The organism is Oceanisphaera sediminis (assembly GCF_039539745.1).
Lineage (GTDB): Bacteria > Pseudomonadota > Gammaproteobacteria > Enterobacterales > Aeromonadaceae > Oceanimonas > Oceanimonas sediminis.
Genome location: NZ_BAABDS010000024.1, coordinates 101,637 through 122,617, shown reverse-complemented (window position 1 = coordinate 122,617; position 20,981 = coordinate 101,637). Strand labels below are relative to the sequence as shown.

The following is a 20,981-nucleotide window of genomic DNA, read 5'->3' as shown; positions in this document are numbered from 1 at the left end:
AATTAGGTATTCTAGCGGTTCTTGGCGCTGAGCTTAATCAGTTTCCGCTTACTTGGTTCCCGAATCGCAAAAATGGACTCTTTACATGGCTAAACAACGGAGCGTATGGCTCACTTTGACTCTCGCCCTGGCACTGACCGCCACCGGCTGCTCCAGTACCAAAAAAGACGAAGTGCCGGACGAGCCGCCCGAAGTGCTCTATCAGGATGCCCAGGAACGCTTGCAGGCCGGCAATTTCATTCGTGCCGCCGAGTTGCTGGAAGCCATGGACTCTCGTTATCCGTTTGGTGCCTACTCCAATCAGGTACAGCTTGACCTTATCTATGCCTACTACAAGCAGGATGACACCGCCCGCGCCCTGGCCAATATCGACCGCTTCATTCGCCTGAACCCCAATCACCCCAGCGTCGATTACGCCCAGTACATGCGGGGCCTGACCAACATGGCCACCGACCACAACTTCTTTCAGGAATTGCTGGATATAGACAGGGCCGACCGGGATCCGGCTTATGCCCGCCAGGCCTTTGCCGACTTCCGCCAGTTGCTGCGCCAATATCCGGACAGCGTGTACGCCGCCGATGCCCGTGCCCGCATGGTGGCGCTGAAAAACCGACTGGCCAAATACGACCTGTCCGTGGCCCGGTTCTACATGAAACGGGGCGCCTGGCTGGCCGCCGCCAACCGTGCCAAGTTTGTGGTGCAGTCCTACCCGGACACCGACACCCTGCAACCGGCGCTGCAAATCATGACCCAGGCTTACGACAAACTGGGCCTGAGCGAAATGGCCAACCACGCCGAAGCGGTGCTGAAAGCCAACTTCCCTGCCGGTTAATCATCTGCCAGCAACAAAAAAGCCCGCGTCTGCGGGCTTTTTTGTCTCGGCTTCTTAATTTGATTACCGCTCCGGTATCAATTCCAGATAGCGCAGCGAGCGGATGCCGTACCAACACAGGGGCTCGCCGTCGATCAAGACCGCGTCCAGTTTCAGCTCTTCTCTGGTCTGTTCCAGCTTGCCGGCGAAGGGATAAGGCTCGCTGGAACAAAGCAGTACCGGGTTCTGCTCGCGTATCCATTGTGTCTCTAACGTTGGATAACGATCGTCAAAGGTAAGCAGCTTGCCGGCAAACCCCAGATGCTCGAATATGGAATGAATGAAGGTGTCACGGCCCACACTCATGAAAGGCCTTCGCCAAATCAGGTACAACCAGGGTCGCTGGTCATGCAACACCGAAGTCGAGGAAGCACAGTCACCGGATAACAACGGCAACACCCCGGGCGAGCATGGTTTCTTTTCCGTCAGCACCGCCTGGTAGCGCACACCCAGCTCCTGCAGGGCGTCAGAATCCAGCCGTTGCGACAATAGCGTGAGCGTCTGCGGCATGTCGTGAACCGACTTCACATCGGTGGCGAGGTAAGGAAACGGACAGCTATCGGCCATTTCCCGGGTGTTTTCTTCCTTGTCGAAAATCACCATATCCGGCGCCAGCGCCGCCACCTTGTTCCACTGCACATCCTTGGTGCCCCCGACCACGGGTAACGAAGCCACTCTGTCGGCCGGGTGAACACAATATCGGGTGCGACCCACTACGTTGACACCGCACTCGATCAGGGTTTCGGTCCATGACGGCACCAGACACACTATTCTCATCACACTTCCTTGTTTTTAAAATAATAAAGGGGAGGCGTAACATTCACGCCTCCCCTTCACTTTTCTCTGGACGGCTTACTGCCCGAAGTAATTCTGCAGAAATTCGTCGAAGCCGCTGGTATCGGACTGTTCGATCTTGTGCTGACGCATCCCGGAGCGGGCACCTTCTTCATCGAAGTAGCTGTCTTCCCAGTATCGCGGGCGGCTTTGCTGCAGCTGTTGCTGGTAGCGCTTCGACAGCTCAAGGCCGAAGGGCAGAATGTCCTGACCACTCTGTTGCAGTTCGTCGAGCACCCGGGCCGACAGGGTCAGGTTCGGGTCCTGAATTGCCGCCAGCTGCTGGGCGTGGGCCTTGCCGTAGCAGCCTCGGCCACAACAGGCATCCAGCAGCGCCGCTACCTCTTTCAATTCGCCGAAGTAACGTTCGCCCAGCGCCTTGAGGCTGAGGGTGTCGCCGCCAAAGACTTCCAGCTCCAGGCCGGGCTTGCGCCCTTCCAGCACCACCTTGTTGAAATTGCGCCGGTTGAGGGCGATCTCTTCTTCCGTCAGCGGGGCCGACGGCGTCAGCAGACACCAGAGCAGAAAAGTATCCAGAAAACGGATCTGGCCCGCATCGATGCCCACCGCCGAAAACGGATTAACATCGACCGAGCGCACTTCGATATATTCGATGCCGCGGGTAGCCAGGGCTTCCGACGGCTTTTCGCCGCTTTCGGCGGTACGCTTGGGCCGGATCGGGGCGTAAAGCTCGTTTTCTATCTGCAAGACATTGTCGTTAAGCTGACGGTATTCCCCGTCCACCTTGACGCCGATTTTGGCAAATTCCGGCGCATGGGTGCCGATGGCCCGGCGCAGCGAAGACACATATTCGTCCAGACTGTTGAGTGAAATCCCCAAGTCGGCCTGTGCATTGTTGGTATAGCCCAGGTCCGACAAGCGCAGCGAGGTGGCATAAGGCAGATAAAGCGTGCCCTTGCCAAGCCGTTCAAACGGCAATTGGTGCTCGCGCCCGGCGAGGAAAGAGCCACACAGCGCCGGCGAGGCGCCGAACAGATAGGGGATCAGCCAGCCAAAGCGATAGACGTTGCGGATTAACCCCAGATACTTGTCGGACACAAAGTCCTGCAGGCAGCCGCCGTTGCCTTCAAGCTGGTGCCACTCACTCCAGAAGCTGTCCGGCATGGAGAAGTTGAAGTGCACCCCCGAGATCACCTGCATGCGGCTGCCGTAACGATGATGCAGCCCCTGCCGATAGAGGGTTTTCATGCGGCCCACGTTGGAGCTGCCGTACCGAGCCAGCGGAATATGATCGTCGCCCTTGAGCAAACAGGGCATGCTCAGCGGCCACAACTGCTCTTCGCCCAAATGGCGCATGGTATAGCCGTGAATATCACTCAGCTGCGCCAGCAATATCTCTACCGAATCCGATACCGGTGTGATGAACTCCATCAAGGATTCGGAAAAATCGGTGGTGATGTTGGCATGGGTCAGTGCCGAGCCCAGCACACCGGGGTGGCCGGTCTGGGCCAGGTGACCGTCCGGCGTGATGCGCAGGCTTTCGCGCTCTATGCCACGACGAATGCCCTTGATGGCTGGCAGGCGCGCCGGCGTCTGCCAGGCCTGGAGTCGTTCGGCCAGTGTTAACGTTGTTTTGGTCATTATTGGTTACTCTTTGGCACGGGATCATCATTCCCCCGAAGGGGAATGATGATCCCGCGAGAGGTCTGGCCTCGTTACTCAATGGTAAAGTCGTGTAACGGAAGATGGAGCTGCGCCAACGATTTTTCAAGCTTTTCCTTGTCGCCGACCACTACTACCACCATATCGTTGGGATCCAGCCACTGCTCGGCGAGCCCGGTCAGCGCCTCGCTGTCGATGCCCGCCACGATCTGCTGCTGTTTATTGAGGTAGTCCGGCGACAACTGCATCATCGCCAGCTGCAGCAAAAAACCCGCCTTGTTGCCCAGGGTCTCGTAAGACAGCGCATCCTGCTGGGAATAGCTGCTGCGCAGATAACTCAGCTCCTCCTGACTCGGGCCCTGCTCCCGGAAACGACTGAACTCCGCCAGAATGTTCTCGATGGCCGGCACAGTGGCATCGCCACGCACATCGGTAGCCACCACGAACACGCCCGCATCGCGATTACCGGTAAAGTAGGAGTGGGCACCATAGGTAAAGCCCTTGTCTTCACGCAGGTTCTGGTTGATGCGACTGTTGAAGTTGCCACCCAGGTTGAAGTTCATCAGGTTGGCATGGAAAAAAGGCCCGGTGGCATCCAGCGGCAGGGCGCGTCGGCCGATACGCAGCACCGACTGCACGGCACCCGGTACATCCACCACGTAAATGCCCGCCGCCGCCGGCTGCGGTACCACCTGTACTTCGGGCACGGGTGCCGCCTCTCCCTGCCAGCGAGTCAGAAAACCGAATGCCGTTTTGGCCTGTTCGGGAGCCAGATCGCCGGCCACCAGCACATGACCATTGGCCGGGTTGTAATAACGCCGATAGTAATCACGCACCTGCTGCAGCGTGATGGCACCGATTTGCTCGGCCCGGCCCTCGTCCGGCAAGCCCATGCGGGTATTGCCGTACATCAGCTGGCGAAATGCCTGCTGGGCCAGCCAGGCGGGTCTGTGCCGATTCTGGGCCATGGACTCCAACAGCCGGGATTTGACCTGTTCGAAATCCTGCTCACGCAACCCCGGGTGAAACAGCAGCTCTTCCACCAATGCCAGGGTTTGCGGCAGGGTCTCTGTCATGCTGGTGATTTCAATCAGATTGGTATAGAAACCGCTGCGCACGCTGATGCTGGCACCGAGTCGCTCCAGCGCTTCGCTGAAGGCGCCGGCTTTCAACCGTTCCGAGCCCTGATTCATCATCGCCGCCGTCAGGGTAGCCAGCCCGATGTCAGCCGGGCTTTCGGCCCGCTGGCCGCCGGGCAGCGCCAGGATCACCGATACCGCCGGTATCTCGTCGTTTACCGTGCCCAGCAGCTGAATGTTGTCGCCCAGGGTATCCTGCCACAGCGGTGGCACCTTGATGTGTACCGGCTCTGCCGCCGCCGGCATTTGGCTGCGATCGAAGGTGTCTGCTACCTTGCGATCCGGTAAGGACGCAAGTAGCTCATCGGCGGCCGGCAAGGTCCGCTCGGCTACTTCAAAGTTAGGTGCGGCAGCCTGCCAGTCGTTTTTGTCGGTCGGCACCACGCTCAACGCCGCCACCGGCTTGTTCTGCAGATATCGACGATATACCGCCGTTACCTGCTCGGGCGTGGTCTCGGCCAGTTGACGCCAGGCGTTGATCGCATAGAGCGGGTCGTCTTTCAGCACCTGGCCCAGTGCCAGTTGCCGGGATTTGCCTTTGGTGCTGTCGAGCCCGAGGATCAGCTCGGCACGCAATTCGGTCACCGCCTTGTCGACGTCGTCGGCCTTGATGCCCCGCTCGGCAAGTTCGGCCACGATGCGATCGATCTCCTGCTTGAGTGGCGCCAGGGAGCCGTCTTTCGACGGGTTGCTATAGGCCCAGACGCTCAGGGTACAGGCCAGCTCGGCGCAGTAATGACTGGCCCCGGCACTGACGGCCTTGCCGGTTTCCACCAACTGCTGATACAGCAGCGAGCTTTTGCCCCCACCCAGCACATTGGACAGCACATCCAGCGCCGCCTCGTCTTTATGGCCCAGATAAACGGTAGGATAAGACAGATACAGCATCGGCATGCGAATACGGCTGTCGACCAGGGTTTGATAGCGACTCTGTTCCAGTTTGGCCGGCTGCGGCTCGGCCGGGGTCACAGTCGGGCCGGCGGGAATGGGGCCGAAGTACTTGTCCACCCACTCCAGGGTCTGCTCGGTCTCAAAATCACCGGAGATCACCAGGGTGGCATTGTTGGGGCCATACCAGCGTTTGAAAAACGCCTTGAGATGATCCACGTTAACCCGGTCCAGATCTTCCACATAACCGATGGGTTGCCAGCTGTAGGGATGCTCCCGCGGATAAAGCAGTTCACCCATACGCTCGCCTACCAGCCCATAGGGCTGGTTATCGATGCGCTGACCGCGTTCGTTCTTGACGGTGTCACGCTGAATTTCAAACTTGCGCTGACTCACCGCTTCCAGCAGAAACCCCATGCGATCCGCTTCCAGCCACAGCATTTTTTCCAGATGGTTGGCGGGAACCGTCTCGAAGTAATTGGTTCTGTCCTGATTGGTGGTGCCGTTCATGGTGCCACCGGCCTCGTTGACCAGGCGAAAATGCTCCTGATCACCCACGTGCTTGGAGCCCTGAAACATCATGTGCTCGAAGAAGTGGGCAAAACCGGTCTGGCCCGGCTCTTCCCGGGCCGAGCCAACGTGGTAAGTCATCTCCACATGCACCAGCGGATCGGACTTGTCGGCATTGAGCAGCACCGTCAGGCCATTATCCAGCCGATACATCAGGTAGGGGATCACCAGCCCGTCTTCTGCCTGCTCCACCTCCTGCACCAACACGGGGGCAGCCGGTGCCAGCAAGGGGCACAACAACAATAACAGGGACCAATACTTCATGGGGTTTCCTTATATCAAGTCGCTAACCGGTTATCCCTGCAGCAGTATCTTGCCGCGGGTATGACCGGTTTCAATCTGGCGATGGGCCGCCACACCGTCGGCCAGCGGGAATACCTGGCTGACTTCCACCTTGAGCCGGCCTTCGGCCACCGCCTGCACCAACTGCTCCAGCTGCTCGATGTCGTTAGTCTTGAGCATGCCGCTGGCCGTCAGCCCCTGCCGCCTGGCAGCCGCCATCACCTCGTCGGCGGTAATGGTCGGAACCGTCACCACCCGACCACCGGATTTAACATGAGACAAAAGTGAGCATCCGGAAGTTCCGCCCACCAGGTCGAACAATAAATCCACCGGCGCCAGGGCGTTTAGGGCGGCTTCATCGCGATAGTCGAGCACCTCATCGGCCCCCAGACTGCGCAGAAAATCATGATTGGCGGGCGAGCCCAGCGCCACGACCGTGGCCCCCATATCCTTGGCCAGCTGCACCGCCAGATGCCCCACGCCACCGGCGGCGGCGGCAATCAACACCCGCTCACCGGCCTTGAGGCCACCGTGTTCGGTCAGCCCCTGCCAGGCGGTCAGCCCGGCCAGCGCCAGACCGGCGGCCATTTCATCGCTGACGGCTTCGGGCACCGGTAGCATCTCGTTACAGTCCACCACCAGCTCCTCACCATAGCCTCCACCGGAGACCAGTCCGAACACCCGATCACCGGACATGAAGCGGCACACCTCGGAACCGACTTCCTGCACTTCCCCCATCACCTCGAAGCCCGGCGACCAGGGCAGCCGGTCCTTGACGGCCTGCGCTCCCCAGCCCAGTCCGGCGCGGGTTTTGGCATCGACGGGGTTCACGCCGGCAAAGTGCATTTTGAGCCGTATCTGACTGGCCGTCAGCGGAGGATGTTCGGTCTCGACCAGCGTCAGCTGCTCCGGGCCGCCAAATGCTTCAATTACCAATTGCTTCATCTCTTGCTCCTTATCCGTCATCGATAAACCGACATCAGACCCGCAACATAGCATGGCCTCACCTGACCCTGAATGATCATTGGCCCAATGCCGCTCCCGTTGATACAGTGACAGAGGGATAAAAGCCATCCCCACCGGATCTCGTTCACATAAGGCCTTTGTCATGACCCGACTGTTTTTGCTACCGCTGATCCCGGCCCTGTTCTGGTATCTGTTTTTACTCTATAACCGTATTCCCATCAAACAGGGTGCCCGGGTGTTTTACTGGATTATAGGCCTGGGTTGGGGACTGGCGGCTTTTCTGAGTCTGATGATAGTCTTAACCCGGTAACCCCGGGGATTAGGGACTCGGGATTAGGGAATTAGCAACCCCAGTCCCTATTCCCCAGTCCCGAATCCCTTCTTTTACCAATAATTTTCCATCAGGATCTGACCGGGCTTGCGCCGCAGATGTTTCGCCAGCCCCTTGTGCTTGAGTTCGGTAACGGTGTCGCGCACCATTTGCGGGTTACCACAGAGTAACACCCGGCTGTGCTCCGGGGTGAGCGTCAGGCCGACTCTTTGTTCCAGGCTGCCATCGGCAATGGCGTGGGTGATACGGCCCGGCTCGGCACCGGCCACCGTCTCTCGGGAGACAAAGGGGACATAGTGAAAACGGGGCTGGCCTTGCGTTAGCTCGATGATCTGCTCTCGGTAGCTCAGCTCTTCGCCCAGGCGCACCCCGTGCACCAACACGATATTATCAAACTGCTGCCAGCAATGACCTTCCGCCAAAATGGATACAAACGGACCCACTCCGGTGCCGGTGGCCATCAGCCACAAATCACGGCCCGGTGGTACTTCATCCAGAGTCAGAAAGCCGGCCGCCGTGCGCTGCACCAGCAGTTCGTCCCCCACCTCGAGTCCGGCCAGATAAGGCGTGAGCTGACCTTCGGGAATGGTCACCAGATAAAACTCGCAGTCCTGCCCCGGCGGATTGACGTAGGAATAGGCCCTGGCCACTTTTTTATCTTCGCCGTGCCAGGCCAGCTTGGTGAACTGCCCGGCCTTGAATGGCTCGACGTCGGCATCCACCACCAGAGAAAACAGCGTATCCGACCATTGCTTGCGGGCCTTGACCCGGCCTGTGATCCAGTCTGCCATGCAGTGCTCTCCCCCGTTAGACCCACCCCCACTGTAGCCTTATTGCAGGCAATAAAAAACCCGCGACAAGCGCGGGTTTTTTTAACGAGCGGCCTGATTTAGGCAGCAACGACCTGAATTTTAACGATCGCTTTAACGTCGGCGTGCAGCTGCACACCCACTTCGTACTCACCAGTGTTACGCAGAACGCCGTCGTACAGGCGAACTTCGCTCTTGGCAACGGCAACACCGGCAGCGGTGATGGCGTCGGCCACGTCGCGGGCACCGATGGAGCCGAACAGCTTGCCTTCGTCACCGGACTTGGATGCGATAACCACATTTTCCAGACCAGACAGCTGGTCGGCACGGGCTTGCGCAGCAGCCAGTTGCTCGGCCAGTTTGGCTTCCAGTTCAGCGCGGCGAGCTTCAAAAGTCGCTACGTTGTCTTTGGAGGCCAGAACGGCTTTGCCCTTGGGCAGCAGGAAGTTACGAGCATAACCGGACTTAACGGTTACCTGGTCGCCCAGGTCGCCCAGTTTGGCGATTTTATCAAGCAGAATAACTTGCATTACCTTTCCTCTATAAATATTGGCGAGTTAGGCCGCTGCTTACTTGTGCAGATCGGTGTAAGGCAGCAGGGCCAGGTAACGAGCGCGTTTGATCGCACGAGCCAGCTGACGCTGAAACTTAGCGCAGGTGCCGGTGATGCGGCTCGGTACAATTTTACCGGACTCGGTAACGTAGTTTTTCAGGGTTGCGATGTCTTTGTAATCGATCTCGGTAACACCATCAGCGGTGAAACGGCAGAACTTACGACGACGGAAAAAACGTGCCATGATTCTATTCCTCAGCTAAAACGTGGATTACTCTGCAGCTTCTGCACGAGCGTCGTCACGACGGGGTTGACGCTCTTCTCTGACCTTGGCCATTTCAGAAGGCTCAGTGACCGCATGCTTGGTGCGCATAATCATGTTACGCAGCACGGCATCGTTGAAGCGGAAGTTAGTTTCCAGCTCATCGATAACAGTCTGGTCGGCTTCTACGTTCATCAGAACATAGTGAGCTTTGTGCAGCTTGTTGATCGGGTAAGCCAGCTGGCGACGGCCCCAGTCTTCCATGCGGTGAACTTGACCGCCTGAAGTGGTGATGGCGCTGGTGTAACGCTCGATCATACCGGGAACCTGTTCACTCTGGTCAGGGTGAACCATAAATACGATTTCGTAATGACGCATGGATTGCTCCTTACGGGTTAATAGCCTCTGCGTGGGCTCAGTCACACCATCGGAGGCAAGGAACTTGTAGCTAAAAACGACTGATTTTAAGGTGGCGCAGTATAAGGGATAACCAATCGGGCGGCAAGAAATTAAATGCTGGGGAATGGGGAATGGGGAATGGGGAGATTTTACCAATCCCCAATCCCGGCTTTTACCGCAGCCTGCGTTGCAGACCGATGGCGATGATCACCACGGCGGCGCCGAGGTAGACATTGAGCGCCGGAAACTCGGCAAACAGCACCATACCCATCAGGGTAACGAAGATAAGCCCCGAATATTCGCTGGCGGCAATCTTGCTGGCATCGGCCATGGCGTAGGCCAGGATGCAGATGCCCTGATAGATGATGCCGATAAGACTGGCGCCAATCAGCAGCAACCACACCTCACCCGCCACCGGCTGCCAACCGGGCAAAGCCAGGGCAAAACTCACCGGTATGGCCAGCGCCTGGGTCAGAAACAGCGTCGCCAGTACAGAGCGCCCCTGGGGCAGCCGACGTACCAGCACGTTGCTGGCCGCCATGGAAAAGGCGGTCAACAGCGCTACCCAGCCGGCCCAGTGCCATTCGGCCGGGTTCAGCACGATCAGTATGCCGCCAAAACCGAGCAGACTGATAACATAGGCCGGCAGCCGTACCTGTTCCTTGCTCAGCAGTGCGGCCAGCGGCAGTGTCATCAGCGGCGAGGCATAAAATACCGCGTTGGCGGTAGCCAGCGGCAGGTAGATCAAACTGATGAAGACACAGGCCGATCCCATCAGCAGCAGGTGACCGCGCAGCAGGTGGATTTTCCACTGTCCCCAGCCCTTCTTCGCGCGCGGCAGCCGCCACCAGAACGGCAGCAGCAACACCGAGGTCATCAAAAAGCGCAGCGCCACATACTGATACGGCGTCGCCTCGGTCTGGCCCAGTAATTTGACCAGCACATCGCCGAACGAGATCATCAGATTGCCCAGCACCAGCAATAAAATAGCCAGCATCTGCCGGTCGGCCGCCAGACGGCCCATTATGCGCTGCATGTAAATTCCACCGCCCGATTAACAAATTTGTTGTGAAAAGTGAGGTGTAAGGAGGTAAGGTGTGAGATTCCCCCCTCGCCCCTCACAATCATTGCCCGCGCTGACGAACCATTTCGAACAGACAGACACCGGTGGCGACCGAGACATTCAGGCTGGATACAGACCCGCCCATGGGAATGCTGACCAGCTCGTCACAGTGCTCCCGGGTCAGGCGACGCATGCCCTTGCCTTCGGCCCCCATCACCAGCGCCAGGGCGCCGCTGAGCTTGGCCTGATACAGGCTGTGATCGGCCTCACCGGCGGTACCAACCACCCAGACGCCTTTGTCCTGCAGCTGACGCAGGGTACGCGACAGATTGGTTACCTGAAACAGCGGCACCACTTCGGCGGCACCACAGGCCACCTTGCGCACCACAGGGCCCAGGCTGGCAGACTTGTCTTTGGGGACTATGACGCCATGCACACCGGCGGCGTCGGCGGTACGCAGGCAGGCACCTAGGTTGTGCGGGTCGGTCACGCCGTCCAGCACCAGCAACAAGGGATTGCTCTGGGTGGCGAGCAGCTGGTCCAGATCCGTCTCGTTCAACACCGGCTGAGCCTTGACCTTGGCCACCACACCCTGGTGCTGACCACCCTTGGCCTTGTTATCCAGCGCCGAGCGGCTCGCCGGCTGGGCCTTGACACCTACCGCCAGCAAGCGGGCCTGCAGTGCGTTCAGCCGCTCGTCTTCACGGCCCTTGAGCAACCACACCTCCAATACCTGCTCCGGATGAGTTTCCAGCAGGGCATCGAGGGCGTGAATACCAAAAATCAGTTCATTACTCATTTAAATTCTCGGGATTGGGGATTGGGGATTAGGGAATGGTGAATCGGGACCAGGGATTAGGGATTAGGGAATGGGGCGGGATGAGTTCACCAGTCCCTATTCCCTATTCCCAGGTTTTAATCAGCGGCGCTTTCTGCCGCCTTTGGGCTTGTTACCGCTCTTGCCTTCAACCGGCTTGGCCTCGGGCTTGGCACCGCTCTTTGGCTTGGCGCCGCTTTTCGGCTTGGCACGCTGGCGTGACTTCAGGTTCTTGGCACCCTTGCCGCTTTTGGCACCGGCCGGCAGTGGTTCTTCCACGGTTTCGAAGTCGATCTTGCGATCGTCCAGGTTCACCGCCATCACCTTGACCTTGATCTTGTCACCCAGACGATAGCGGCGACGGAAGTTCTCGCCGATCAGGGTCTGACGCGCCGGATCAAACTGGTAGTAATCGTTCTGCAGGCTGGAAATATGCACCAGACCGTCGATATGGATCTCGTCCAGCCGCACGAAGAAACCGAAGCCGGTCACGTTGGCGATGGTGCCGCCAAATTCGCTGCCCACATGATCGAGCATGTATTCGCACTTGAGCCAGTCGGCCACGTCACGGGTGGCGTCATCGGCACGGCGCTCGGTGGTGGAGCAATGATCGCCCATGGGAGCGACTTCATCATACTGATAAGGCACGCCGCCGGTCTTGCTGCCGCCGTTACCCTGTATCTTGCTCAGCTGGGCCTTGATGGCACGGTGCAACACCAGATCCGGGTAACGGCGAATGGGCGAGGTAAAGTGGGCATAAGACTTCAGCGCCAGGCCGAAGTGACCCATGTTGTCGGCCTGATAAATCGCCTGCTTCATGGAACGCAGCAGCATGGTCTGGATCAGCTCCGCATCGGGTCTGTCCTTGATCTGCTCGGCCAGCAGCGCGTAATCCGCCGGCTCCGGCTCCAGGCCGCCTTTCAGCTCCAGACCCAGCTCGCCGAGGAAACTGCGAAAACCGGTCAGTTTCTCTTCACCGGGCTTGTCGTGCACTCGGAACAGGGCATGGGCATCCTGCTTTTCGATAAAGCGGGCGGCCGCCACGTTGGCCATGATCATGCATTCTTCGATGATCTTGTGGGCGTCGTTGCGCACCACCGGCACGATTTGCTCGATCTTGCGCTGAGGGTTGAACACGAAGCGGGTTTCTTCGCTCTCGAACTCTACCGCGCCGCGCTGATGGCGTGCCGCCTTCATCGCATGATACATCTCGTTCAGCGCTTCCAGATGCGGCACCAGCGGCGCATAACGCTCGCGCAGGGTTTCGTCTCCCTTCAGCATGGCCGCCACCTTGTTGTAGGTCAGACGGGCATGGGAGTTCATCACCGCTTCATAGAACGTGAAGTCGGACAACTTGCCGGAGGCAGACACTGTCATCTCGGCCACCATGCACAGTCGATCAACCTGCGGGTTGAGCGAGCACAGGCCGTTGGACAGCACCTCGGGCAGCATGGGAATCACCTGCTCGGGGAAGTAAACCGAGTTGCCGCGCAGATAGCCTTCGTTGTCCAGTGCCGTGCCGGGACGCACATAGTAGGACACATCGGCAATGGCCACCCACAGGCGCCAGCCGCCGGAAGCCTGGGGCTGACAGTAGACCGCATCATCAAAGTCGCGGGCATCTTCGCCATCGATGGTCACCAATGGCAGATCACGCAGATCCTTACGGCCCAACTTGGCTTCTTCCGGCACCTGTTCGGTCAGCTTGGCAATTTCCTGCTTCACTTCTTGTGGCCACACATGGGGAATACCGTGGGTGCGCAGGGCAATGTCGATTTCCATGCCCGGATCCATGGTTTCACCCAGCACTTCAATCACTTTACCCACGCCGGTCATGCGCTTGGTGGGGCGCTGGCTGATGGCAATCACTACCACCTGGCCCATGCGTGCACCCATGGTCTCGCCCTGCGGGATCAGAATATCCTGCGCGATACGGCTGTCGTCCGGTACCACATAGCTGACGCCGTTTTCCACGAAATAGCGGCCAACCACTTCCAGATCGCGGGACTCCAGCAGGCGCACCACCCGAGCCTCGCGTCGGCCCTTGGAGTCAAAACGCAGCGGCTGCACCAGGGCGTGGTCGCCGTGCATCAGGGCGTCCATCTCACGCTGGGAGAGGAAGAGATCGTCGCCGCCATCTTCCGGGCGCAGAAAACCGAAGCCTTCCCGGTGACCGATGACACGGCCCTTGATCAGATTCAGCTTGTCGGGCAGGGCGTAACTCTTGTTACGGGTGAATACCAGCTGGCCGTCCCGCTCCATGGCGCGCAAGCGGCGACGCAGGGCTTCGGCCTGCTCTTCGCCATCCAGCGCCAGCTCGGCAAAGATATCGTCCCGGGAAACCGGGCCTTGCTTGGTTTTAATAAGCTCGAGAATAAACTCCCGGCTGGGAATGGGGTTTTCGTATTTTTCGGCTTCCCGCTTAAGGAAGGGGTCTTGTTGTTCTGACATAAAGTGGTCCATTTGAGCACTGTAATAAGGGAAGTATATCTAAAGGATAAGAATAACAAGTGACAAAGCGCCCGGTTAAGCCAGTGCTGCTTAAACGGGCGCTTTTGTCACGAGGGGAAGCCGCTTGTCATTACAGTGATTTCAGCATCTCTTCCGGCAACGCCAGTGTCTGGTTGCTGTTCACACCGATGCCACGCTCGATAATATTGCGCGCTATGGCCTTGGCTTCGTCCAGCGAATGCATCACATAGGTGCCACACTGGTATTCGTTCAGCTCGGGGATCTGCGACTGGTTTTCTACCTTCAGCACATCTTCCATCGCCGCCTGCCAGGCCGCCGCTACGCGTTGCTCGTCGGGTTCACCTACCAGGCTCATGTAAAAACCGGTACGGCAGCCCATGGGCGACAGATCGATAATTTCGACGCCGTCACCATTGAGATGATTGCGCATAAAGCCGGCGAACAGGTGCTCCAGAGTATGGATGCCCTTCTCGGACAGGATTTCCTGGTTCGGCAGGCAGAAGCGCAGATCGAACACGGTAATGGTGTCGTTATGAGGCGTGGCCATGGTTTTGGCTACCCGCACCGCCGGTGCTTCCATTCGGGTATGGTCAACGGTAAAACTGTCCAGCAGTGGCATATGTTATTCCTTGATTCGATGTTAATAAGCAATTGTGACAAAAAAGCCGGCTGGTTGAAACCAAAGGCTGGTGATTAGGGATTGGGGACTAGGGGAGCCCTATTCTCTATTCCCTATTCCCCCCACTTTCACACCGCTTCTTCGTTCTGTTCACCGGTACGAATGCGGATCACCTGGCCCACATCGAACACGAAGATTTTGCCATCACCGATCTTGCCGGTGCGCGCCGTGTTTTCGATGGCTTCGATACAAGCTTCAACCAGATCGTCCTGCACCACCAGCTCCAGCTTCACCTTGGGCAAAAAGTCCACCATATACTCGGCACCGCGATACAGCTCGGTGTGACCTTTCTGACGGCCAAATCCTTTTACTTCCGATACCGTCATGCCGGTAATGCCGCGCTCGGCCAGGGCTTCACGCACGTCATCCAGCTTGAAAGGTTTGATGATGGCTTCAATTTTCTTCATCGGTGGCTCCTTACCAATTTATTTTGCCAAAACCCGAGGTAATGGGGTAACGCCGGTCTTTGCCGAAGTTACGCGGGGTGATCCGCGGCCCCACCGCACTCTGACGGCGTTTGTATTCGTTGATATCCACAAGCTTGATCACCCGGCGCACATCGGCTTCGTCGTAACCGGCCGCCAGCAGATCATTCAGCGATTGGTCCTGCTCCACATAGGCTTCGAGCATGGCATCCAGCACATCATACGGCGGCAGGCTGTCCTGGTCGAGCTGATCCGGCGCCAATTCGGCCGAGGGCGGCCGGTCGATGACCCGTTGCGGTATTACATAGCCCAGGGTATTGCGATAACGGGACAGCTCGAACACCAGGGTCTTGGGCACGTCCTTGATGGGAGCAAAGCCGCCGACCATGTCGCCGTACAGGGTGCAATAGCCCACCGCCACCTCGCTCTTGTTGCCGGTGGTCAGCACCAGGCGGCGGCGCTTGTTGGACAGCGCCATCAGCAACACGCCCCGGGAGCGCGCCTGCAGGTTTTCTTCGGTGGTGTCTTTTTCGGTACCCTCGAACATGGGCGCCAGCTGGCCCATGAAGGCATCGAACATCGGCTCGATGGACACAATATCGAACTCGATATCCAGCAGCTCGGCCTCCTCTTTGGCGTCTTCCACGCTGATGGAGGCGGTATAGCGAAACGGCATCATCACCGCCTGCACCTTGTCCTTGCCCAGCGCATCCACGGCAATGGCCAGGGTCAGCGCCGAGTCGATGCCGCCGGACAGCCCCAGCACGGCGCCGTTGAAGCCGTTCTTGTTGACGTAATCCCGAGTGGCCAGCACCAGCGCCTGATACACCTCGGCCAGCGGTTCGAGCGGCGGCTGAACGTCGGCAGACACGGGCGCGCCCTGCTCGAACCGCACCAGTGCCAGCTCGGTGTCGAACGCTTTCAGGCTCTGGGTCAGTTCACCTGCGGCACTGAAGACCTTGGAGCGACCGTCGAACACCAGCTCGTCCTGGCCACCCACCTGATTGAGATACACCAGCGGCAAGCCGTTATCGCGGCTGCGCTGGGCCAGTAAATCCTTGCGGATCCAGGCCTTGCCTCTGTGATAGGGCGAGGCATTGAGACTGAGCAGCAGCTCGGCCCCCGCCGCCTTGGCCGCCGCCGCCGGGCCCGCTTCCCACACGTCTTCGCAGATCAGCAGGCCCAACCGATGGCCCTTGAACTCGACCACGCAACTCTCGTCGCCGGCGCCGAAATAGCGTTTTTCGTCGAACACGCCGTAGTTGGGCAGCAGTTGCTTGAAGTAGCGGCCCTGCAGTTTTCCCTGAGAGAAGAAGGAAGCGGCGTTATACAGGTTGCCGTCTTGCCGCCAGGGGTGGCCGACCACCAGGGCGGTATTGGCGCTGGCTGCGGCCAGTTGTTCGAGGGCGGCATCGACACGCAGGTAGAGATCGTCACGAAACAGCAGGTCTTCCGGCGGATAGCCGGTGATGGCCAGCTCGGGGAACAGCACCAGCTCGGCGCCCTCTTGCTCGGCGTCACGAGCGGCGGCCAGCATGGCCTGGATATTGGCTTCGATGGCGCCGACGGTCAGATTCAACTGCGCCAGCGCCAGGGTCAGATGTGAGGACATGGATTGCCTGTAAGCTCATGGAGTTGCAAGCATGATAAAAAAAAGGCGCCGGGGTTACCAGCGCCGGTTGTCTCAGTCCGTCTTGGGGGTGCAGGTCAGGGTGCTGTAATTTGTGACGTACTTACTTACCTGCAAGACACAGGGAATATTTCCGCTAGCAATATCGGCTTCACTCAGGCTGATGGCTTTAGGATTGGTAGCTCCAACATTAAACACAAAGTTACTGTTATTTGAGTTTTCACTGAAGGTTACCGTTGCTCCCACTCCAGCCGAAACCGTGCACTGATAACTGGCAGTCGCCACATCCGCTTCTTTATTGAGAGTGCAGCTACCATTGGTGGCGGTGACCGTCGTCTTGCCGAAGTCATTTTTCGAACATGATATAGCCGTTGTAGAATTCTTATTCGCCGTGGTCAAACATTGAATTATCCCGTCAAAGGTCACTTCTGAAAGGGATCCGGCTTTGATCTCCACATCCAGGCTGGAACTGAACACATTGCTGCCATCAAAGGCGGAAATAGCGCTTTTGCCCGTTAAGCCCGCTAGCCCACTGTTATAGCGCGTCATCCTGACCGTCACCTTGGGCTTGTCCAAAGGCGTTATCAGCTCACCGGTCACATAACCTCGCGAATAGGTACCAAAATAGTTGTTGTCAGGATCGACAATGGTATTGATATCCTCGTTGGTTACATCCAAATACAGATCATCTGCTACACTCAGCCCCCAATCCGCCAACAGGGTGACATTCACCTCATTAAAAGACACCCTGGTCAGCCAGTCATCTTTGGTAAGATCGATGTTATCCAGCAAAGCCTGGGGCAGTATGTCGACATAGATAGCCCTAGCGGCAAACTGGTAAGATGATGAGACAAACAACCCGGTCAAATCATCAAAGGCTGTCAACTGCTCCGCAGTACTATTGGTGTCCAACCAGTCACGATAATTTGTCGCCGTATAATCGACGGTTTGCGTCCCCTCCTTTAGCTCTGATACATAAGCCTGCACGACATATTTTATATAAGATTGATAGAGCGTGACATTATCCACATCTGTCAGATAGCCGGGAGGAAACACGTTCAACGAAACCAGGTTCCAATCCGGCATCACCTGATAATAACCGTCGATCCGCAACATGCGACAGGACTCAAAATATGTGGTCCCGGTATGAGTATGCCCCGGATTGAATTGATTATAGTTATCGGTAAACAGGCTGCTGGAGGGCACATCGTAATGATCTTTGCAGCAGGTGGTACAATCTTCATTGCTGCTACCTCCCCAGCCTTTATCCGCCAGCTCACCGTTTTCCCAATAAATACCTTGCGACAAGGCGATGGGAGCGGCCGGCTTTCTGGTGGACTTGGTCCCGATCTGCGCATCACAGGAACAATATAGGGTCCTGCTATTACTCTTGATCAGGCTATCGCTGCTCGCATCATAGATAACGGAATCAAAGCTAACCACCACATCGTCGCCTTTCTTGCTGATTTCAGGCGCGGGCTTGGTGGTTTCCTGTTTAATGCCGGTATTGGGATCAAGTTCGATGGAAACAATATCCGGAATCGCGCCCGGAGTATGGTTCACCTCGGGGCCGCCCTGCCCCAAACCGGTATTGTCCCCGCTGCTGCCGAAGGGGCCGCCGTCGATGGAAAGATTGGGCGAGACCACCGACGCCAGGGTAAAGCTTTGCGGCGCTCCGGTGTCGTTCCAGTCGACGGTCACCGCTACTTCTTTTTTACCCGAGATAGTGGGATTCTTAACCCAGGCTGTGCCATCCCAGCCATAATCATCCACCGTCCAGCCGAGGTCGTAGGTCACCCCATCCAGAGTCGTCGATTCGGTGCCACCGGTGATATCCTGATATCCCTGCTGGTCCTTGAAGTACCTGAGCTCGTCCAGCCTGGATTCGGCCAGCCGCAGGGCCACCTCCCGGCTGCGACCGTCCCGGCTGTATTCCAGATAGACCTTGTTCAGCTGCAACAGCGAGCCCGCCGTGACCGCCACCACGATAAAGGCGAGCAATACCTCGATCAGGCCAAACCCTTGTTGCCGTTTCATCCTGCCTCCTGTTACCAGTCTTTCCAACTGCCGGGAATTGTGCTCAGGCTGATGAAGGGATTTCCCACTCCTCCGCCACTGCCATCGCAGTTGGTCAGGGTACAGAGCACGCCTGCATCATAAACTGCATCGAAGGTGCCGTTTAAATTATCGCCACCATGATTGGTTGAAATGGCGCCAAATATCTGGGCGCCGCCATTCAGTTTCACGTCAAATTCGGTGGCGTCGGTAGGGTCTGAGTCATAAGAAAACAACAAGCCATAAAATTTATCCCCGCCATTCGCCGTAACATCGGCGTCCTTGACAATAACGATGGCGGGGCTTGATGCCGAGCTGGTGATATTACCGAGATCACATCCACTCCCCCCATCAACAATAAAAAAGCCCGGTGGGGCGACATCATTACAACTGGACGCTATTCCCGTGGCCATGGCTTCGATTTTGTCCCAGTCTCCAGCGCCGTAACCGAACATATACTCCAGCATATCGGTCGGGAAATCGGGATCGTTGTCGACCACATCGGTGCCGAATACCACGGTGCCGCCACTCTTGGTACTGATGCTGGCGCTGCAGCCGGAGCCGCTGTCATAATCCCCCAAGTGACAAGTCTGCATGCTGCCACCGCCAGATATATCCTCCCCGGACCAGATCGCCACCGGTATTCCGGGCCCGCCACCATTAGGGTTGCCCACCACCGTCATATTACCGCTGATCCCCGTACTGGCCCCGCCCACCAGCAACGGCGCCGCCGGCCCGGAGTTGTTGGGGTTGAGGATGCTGCGCTCGGCCACCTGCACGCTGATGGTGGTGGTGCCACCATTGGCCAGGGTGGCAATAGATACGATCTCTTTGACCCCGGAAACTGGAACATCCTGGGCTATGGTAACTTGGTAAGAGGCCGTGGCCGCCGAGGTGCTGATCGAACCCGAAGGGATGGTAGTCGCGGCTCCGCTAACCTTGAGCGTGGCCATGGCCTCAGCTACGCCCTTTTCGGCGGCGGCATAGGCCAGCCGGTACTCGATTTCGTTGAGCGCGATGCGCTTTTCTGACACCAGTGCCTTGCCGATAAATACCGACACCGATATCAGAATCGATACCAGCATCAGCGTCACGGTCAGGGTGGTAAATCCGTTTACCTTGTGCATGGCCTAATATCCGTCGTTGCGTAGTTTTATCTGCCGCTGCAGGCTCATGGAGAGTGCAGGCCTGGTGGCATGCGAAGCGGAAATAGCCAGATCGATGGCGCGCATGCCGGTCGCACTGGCGCCGGAGGCCAGCGCAAAACTCAGACTGTCGATCAGCACTTCTTTTTCCGAAACCAGCTTGTTGCCGGTACCGCAGAGTGTATTCAGAGCTACCGTAGTGGGTTCGTTATAGTCGGTGGTTACTTTCAGCTCTTTACCGGCCTTGTCGTAACTGTATACCCGAACCACGGCACCGGTACCGCTCGGTGGATCCGGATCCCAGTATTTAATACGAATACAGTCAGGTTCGGTGGCGCCCGAAGAAGTATGCAGATCGGCTACTGTTGAAAATACGTACTTGGGCGAGCTGGCACCGGAGGGCGGTGTTCCGAGAGCTAATTCTGCCGCCGCACTGGGGTGATAGCCCGCCCGCTGAATATCCCGTACCATAATATCGGTGATACTTTGCACATCCTGATTGAGGCGAGACAGCATCAGGGTGGTATTGCCGGACACCATGACGCTGGTAAACAGGGAAATGGCGCCCGCCACCACCACCAGGCCCGCTATCAGCGAGACCAGCATTTCCACCACCGAAAAACCACCTTGCCGACCGGTATTCAGCATTTTGGCACCCCTATCAACTGATCATCGGAACAGGTGCGAATGCGGCCATAGTTGGAAGTAATGATGCTCATATGCTGAGTTCCATTAGAGGCAATAATACTACCGGGACTCAGAGTGTTACGTCTGGGCCTGAAAGTTAGCTCAGCATAGGGAAACTTAAGGCTAACGGACGGATAATGGCTTGCCTTGATTTCTTCTATGACACTACCGGAACAATCCGTAGAGTTTTTGATTTGATATTCCCAGTTAACACTTTCAGACCCACTAAAACAGACGGTAATGTCTTTATTGCGCTTGATCGCCTCGCTGCGCGCCAGCTGCAAATCCGCATAAATGGCCATGCCGGCACTGCGCACCGTATACTGCTGACGCAGAGTCTGAAAGCTGGGCACGGCAATGACCAACAATACCGCCATCACCACCAGGCCGATCAACAGCTCAATCAGAGTCAGCCCTGCCTGACGCTTTTTCATTGGCTTCCTCCCTGAAGACAAAATCCCGCGACAAGCGCATTTGCAGT

Annotated in this window: 20 protein-coding genes; 2 read left to right on the top strand and 18 right to left on the bottom strand. The window is 57.6% G+C overall.

Annotated elements, in window-relative coordinates:
• The first annotated feature begins 85 nt into the window (after nucleotides 1-85).
• Nucleotides 86-832 (top strand): outer membrane protein assembly factor BamD, encoded by a 747-nt coding sequence (locus ABD827_RS07785; protein ID WP_344963832.1) that lies wholly within the window; start codon nucleotides 86-88, stop codon nucleotides 830-832.
• Nucleotides 833-895: 63 nt separating this feature from the next.
• Here the strand turns inward: ABD827_RS07785 and ABD827_RS07780 are convergent, their stop codons facing one another.
• From ABD827_RS07780 to ABD827_RS07765, 4 genes are all read right to left on the bottom strand, one after another.
• Nucleotides 896-1,648, bottom strand: a complete 753-nt coding sequence (locus tag ABD827_RS07780) for a helical backbone metal receptor (RefSeq protein WP_344963829.1) — start codon at nucleotides 1,646-1,648, stop codon at nucleotides 896-898.
• A gap of 75 nt (nucleotides 1,649-1,723) precedes the next feature.
• The gene (gshA, locus tag ABD827_RS07775; RefSeq protein ID WP_344963827.1) at nucleotides 1,724-3,307 is read right to left on the bottom strand and encodes a glutamate--cysteine ligase; all 1,584 of its coding nucleotides are present in this window, start codon (nucleotides 3,305-3,307) and stop codon (nucleotides 1,724-1,726) included.
• Between the two features lie 74 nt (nucleotides 3,308-3,381).
• Nucleotides 3,382-6,189 carry a M16 family metallopeptidase gene (locus ABD827_RS07770; protein WP_344963825.1) on the bottom strand — a complete coding sequence of 936 codons (2,808 nt, stop codon included), beginning with the start codon at nucleotides 6,187-6,189 and terminating at the stop codon, nucleotides 3,382-3,384.
• A 30-nt stretch (nucleotides 6,190-6,219) separates the two neighbouring features.
• Entirely contained in the window at nucleotides 6,220-7,152 is a 933-nt protein-coding gene (locus ABD827_RS07765; RefSeq protein ID WP_344963823.1) for an NADP-dependent oxidoreductase, read from the bottom strand.
• A gap of 163 nt (nucleotides 7,153-7,315) precedes the next feature.
• Here ABD827_RS07765 and ABD827_RS07760 point away from each other — a divergent pair, with 163 nt between their 5' ends.
• Nucleotides 7,316-7,483, top strand: coding sequence for a hypothetical protein (locus tag ABD827_RS07760; RefSeq protein WP_298720036.1), 168 nt, complete (start codon nucleotides 7,316-7,318; stop codon nucleotides 7,481-7,483).
• Nucleotides 7,484-7,557: 74 nt separating this feature from the next.
• Here the strand turns inward: ABD827_RS07760 and ABD827_RS07755 are convergent, their stop codons facing one another.
• From ABD827_RS07755 to ABD827_RS07690, 14 genes are all read right to left on the bottom strand, one after another.
• On the bottom strand, nucleotides 7,558-8,295 hold the full coding sequence (locus ABD827_RS07755; protein ID WP_344963821.1) for a ferredoxin--NADP reductase: 738 nt from the start codon (nucleotides 8,293-8,295) through the stop codon (nucleotides 7,558-7,560).
• A gap of 98 nt (nucleotides 8,296-8,393) precedes the next feature.
• Complete coding sequence (rplI, locus tag ABD827_RS07750; RefSeq protein ID WP_344963819.1) at nucleotides 8,394-8,843, bottom strand: 50S ribosomal protein L9; 450 nt, start codon at nucleotides 8,841-8,843, stop codon at nucleotides 8,394-8,396.
• Between the two features lie 39 nt (nucleotides 8,844-8,882).
• A complete protein-coding gene (rpsR, locus tag ABD827_RS07745) occupies nucleotides 8,883-9,110 on the bottom strand; it encodes a 30S ribosomal protein S18 (RefSeq protein ID WP_298720042.1) in 228 nt (75 codons plus the stop codon).
• Between the two features lie 27 nt (nucleotides 9,111-9,137).
• A complete protein-coding gene (gene rpsF / locus ABD827_RS07740) occupies nucleotides 9,138-9,506 on the bottom strand; it encodes a 30S ribosomal protein S6 (protein WP_298720044.1) in 369 nt (122 codons plus the stop codon).
• Between the two features lie 193 nt (nucleotides 9,507-9,699).
• The gene (locus ABD827_RS07735; protein ID WP_344963817.1) at nucleotides 9,700-10,563 is read right to left on the bottom strand and encodes a DMT family transporter; all 864 of its coding nucleotides are present in this window, start codon (nucleotides 10,561-10,563) and stop codon (nucleotides 9,700-9,702) included.
• Between the two features lie 88 nt (nucleotides 10,564-10,651).
• Nucleotides 10,652-11,389, bottom strand: a complete 738-nt coding sequence (gene rlmB / locus ABD827_RS07730) for a 23S rRNA (guanosine(2251)-2'-O)-methyltransferase RlmB (protein WP_298720047.1) — start codon at nucleotides 11,387-11,389, stop codon at nucleotides 10,652-10,654.
• A 120-nt stretch (nucleotides 11,390-11,509) separates the two neighbouring features.
• Entirely contained in the window at nucleotides 11,510-13,858 is a 2,349-nt protein-coding gene (gene rnr, locus ABD827_RS07725; RefSeq protein WP_298720049.1) for a ribonuclease R, read from the bottom strand.
• A 130-nt stretch (nucleotides 13,859-13,988) separates the two neighbouring features.
• Nucleotides 13,989-14,498, bottom strand: a complete 510-nt coding sequence (gene luxS, locus ABD827_RS07720) for an S-ribosylhomocysteine lyase (RefSeq protein ID WP_298720051.1) — start codon at nucleotides 14,496-14,498, stop codon at nucleotides 13,989-13,991.
• A 128-nt stretch (nucleotides 14,499-14,626) separates the two neighbouring features.
• A complete protein-coding gene (gene glnB, locus ABD827_RS07715) occupies nucleotides 14,627-14,965 on the bottom strand; it encodes a nitrogen regulatory protein P-II (protein ID WP_071472446.1) in 339 nt (112 codons plus the stop codon).
• A 10-nt stretch (nucleotides 14,966-14,975) separates the two neighbouring features.
• Nucleotides 14,976-16,595: an NAD+ synthase gene (locus tag ABD827_RS07710; RefSeq protein WP_344963813.1), complete on the bottom strand. Its 1,620-nt coding sequence runs from the start codon at nucleotides 16,593-16,595 to the stop codon at nucleotides 14,976-14,978.
• A 72-nt stretch (nucleotides 16,596-16,667) separates the two neighbouring features.
• Entirely contained in the window at nucleotides 16,668-18,650 is a 1,983-nt protein-coding gene (locus ABD827_RS07705) for a type IV pilus modification PilV family protein (RefSeq protein WP_344963811.1), read from the bottom strand.
• 11 nt (nucleotides 18,651-18,661) lie between these two features.
• Nucleotides 18,662-19,795 carry a pilus assembly PilX N-terminal domain-containing protein gene (locus tag ABD827_RS07700; protein ID WP_344963808.1) on the bottom strand — a complete coding sequence of 378 codons (1,134 nt, stop codon included), beginning with the start codon at nucleotides 19,793-19,795 and terminating at the stop codon, nucleotides 18,662-18,664.
• A 3-nt stretch (nucleotides 19,796-19,798) separates the two neighbouring features.
• A complete protein-coding gene (locus ABD827_RS07695) occupies nucleotides 19,799-20,461 on the bottom strand; it encodes a PilW family protein (RefSeq protein ID WP_344963806.1) in 663 nt (220 codons plus the stop codon).
• Nucleotides 20,455-20,934, bottom strand: coding sequence for a GspH/FimT family pseudopilin (locus tag ABD827_RS07690; RefSeq protein ID WP_344963804.1), 480 nt, complete (start codon nucleotides 20,932-20,934; stop codon nucleotides 20,455-20,457). Before ABD827_RS07690 ends, ABD827_RS07695 begins: the two co-directional genes overlap by 7 nt.
• Between the last annotated feature and the right edge of the window lie 47 nt (nucleotides 20,935-20,981).